Below are 2,249 nucleotides of genomic sequence, written 5' to 3'. Positions count from 1 at the left end.
CCGTTCACCTTTCGTCTTGTTCCGTTCTAGGCTCTATGATCTAAGAGATACGAGCTACGAGCTACGAGCTACGAGCTACGAGCTACGAGCTACGAGTTACGAGTTACGAGCCACGAGTTACGAGCTACGAGTTACGAGCTACGAGCTACGCTGCCTTGGGGTTGCCCTTCGAATCTCGTGGCTCGATGCTCGCGGCTTACGGCTTACGTCTCAAAGGCCACATTCTTTCGGGTGTGGCCTTTGTCGTCTCTGGAGGAAACATAGATGTCGATGGATTGGCGGCCCACGGCCGATATCGAGACGTTGCGTGATCGCGCGCGGTTGATGGCGGAGGTGCGGGCCTTCTTCACCGAGCGCGGCGTGTGGGAGGTGGAGACGCCGGTGCTCGGCCACGGTGGCAGCACCGACCTGCACTTGGCTTCGCTGTCCTGCGAGGCCACGACGCCGGCGGGGCGCGAGCGGTTGTGGCTGCAGACTTCGCCGGAATTCCACATGAAGCGGCTGCTGGCCGCCGGCAGCGGGCCGGTCTTCCAGATCGCCCGCAGCTTTCGCGACGGCGAGGTAGGCGGTCGCCACAACCTCGAGTTCAGCATGCTGGAGTGGTATCGCCCGGGGCTCGACCTGGACGGCCTGATCGCCGAGACCGACGCGCTGATCCGCCGGGTGCTGCCCAGCGATCCCGGCCCGCTGCGCCGCCATCGCTATCGTGAGCTGTTCCACGAGGGCCTGGATCTCGATCCCTTCCACGAGCCTCTCGAAGCCCTGCGCCGCCTGGCCACCGAGCGGGGCGGGCTTGATATGGCCGAGGCTTGTCGCGACGACTGTCTCGACCTGTTGATCAGCCTCGTCATCGAACCACGTCTGGGCCGGGACGGCATCGACATCGTGGTGGACTACCCGGCCAGTCAGGCGGCGCTCGCCCGCCGCCATCGCGATCCGGAAGACGGCGAGTGGGTGGCCTCGCGCTTCGAGGTCTACTTGAACGGACTCGAACTCGCCAACGGTTACGACGAGCTCACCGACGCCGAGGAACAGCGTGCCCGTTTCAAGGAAGACAACGCCGCCCGTCGCGCGGCCGGTCTGTCCGAAGTGGACGTGGACCAGCGCCTTCTGGCCGCCCTCGAGGCCGGCATGCCGGCAAGCAGCGGCGTGGCCCTGGGACTCGATCGCCTCTTCCAGCTGGCGCTGGACAAGGACAGCGTGGCTGAGGTGATGGCCTTCGCCACCCCGCGCGCCTGAAATGCGCTCGGCGGGGGCGGGTTAGCCGAACCCGCCGAGCCGCTGGCCCATTCTGACCATCTGTTCCGCGGCCAGGTCGTTGAACGCTACCGATTCGGAGAAGGCCATTACTACGGTGGAGCCGAGCTTGAAACGGCCCATTTCCTCGCCTTTCTCGAGGTGCACCAGAGTATCGAAGCGGATGCGCTGTACGCCGCCGCGGGGCAGGGGGGTGATCTGCCCGGCCCACACCGTCTCGATAGCGGCGACGATCATGGCGCCGACCAGCACCAGGACCATGGGGCCGTGCTCGGTGTCGAAGTGGCAGACCAGGCGCTCGTTGCGGGCGAAGAGGTTGGGCACGTGGTGGGTGGTGGCGGTGTTGACCGAGAACAGTCGACCCGGCACGTAGACCATCTCGCGGAGCGTCCCGGCTACCGGCATATGCACGCGATGATAGTCGCGCGGCGACAGGTAGACGGTGGCGAAGCTGCCGTCGCGGTAGCGCTCGGCGGCTTCCAGGTCGCCGCCCAGCAGGTCGGCGGCGGTGAAGTCGTGGCCCTTGGCCTGGATCATCCGACCGTGGCCGATGGGCCCGAACTGCGAGAGGGTACCGTCGGCCGGGGAGGTCAGCCCCTTGCCGATGGGGCGGGCGCCATCCTTCAGCGGCCGGGTGAAGAAGTCGTTGAAGCTCGGGTAGGCGCTTGGATCCGGCTCCTGAGCCTCGCCCATGTCGACCTTGAACTGCCGGATAAAGGCGCGGATCAGTGCGTCCTTCAGCCAGGGCAGACGGCAGTCGGCCAACCGGCCGATCAGCCGCGAGAGCAGGTGGTGGGGCAGGGGATACTGGATCAGAGCAAACAGCTTGGCTGGGGTCACGTGGAGGCGTTCCGGTCAGTGATATTCAGAAGGAACTATAAGCTATAAGAACCCCCTGGACCTGAAAAGGACTAAGGGTATGCTGCCTACGAGCTACGAGCTACGAGCTACGAGCTACGAGCTACGAGCTACGAGCTACGAGCTACGAGCTA

The 2,249-nt window shown here is 65.1% G+C and carries 2 protein-coding genes; one reads left to right on the top strand and one right to left on the bottom strand.

Annotation, left to right across the window (positions count from 1 at the left end):
• Nucleotides 1-264 precede the first annotated feature (264 nt).
• Nucleotides 265-1,239 carry an EF-P lysine aminoacylase EpmA gene (gene epmA, locus RSO41_RS18435; protein ID WP_315620719.1) on the top strand — a complete coding sequence of 325 codons (975 nt, stop codon included), beginning with the start codon at nucleotides 265-267 and terminating at the stop codon, nucleotides 1,237-1,239.
• 21 nt (nucleotides 1,240-1,260) lie between these two features.
• On the opposite strand, the gene asd is transcribed toward epmA, so the two are convergent.
• Complete coding sequence (asd, locus tag RSO41_RS18430) at nucleotides 1,261-2,097, bottom strand: archaetidylserine decarboxylase (RefSeq protein ID WP_315620718.1); 837 nt, start codon at nucleotides 2,095-2,097, stop codon at nucleotides 1,261-1,263.
• Nucleotides 2,098-2,249: the final 152 nt, after the last annotated feature.

The sequence above is a fragment of the Halomonas sp. I1 genome (assembly GCF_032334135.1).
Lineage (GTDB): Bacteria > Pseudomonadota > Gammaproteobacteria > Pseudomonadales > Halomonadaceae > Halomonas.
The sequence above is the reverse complement of the archived record's forward strand: the minus strand, read 5'-3'. Positions and strand labels throughout refer to the sequence as shown.

What these genes read in the sequence shown, in the direction of transcription:
- epmA (WP_315620719.1), top strand. Translation starts at nt 265, where the DNA reads ATGTCGATGGATTGGCGGCCCACGGCCGATATCGAGACGTTGCGTGAT.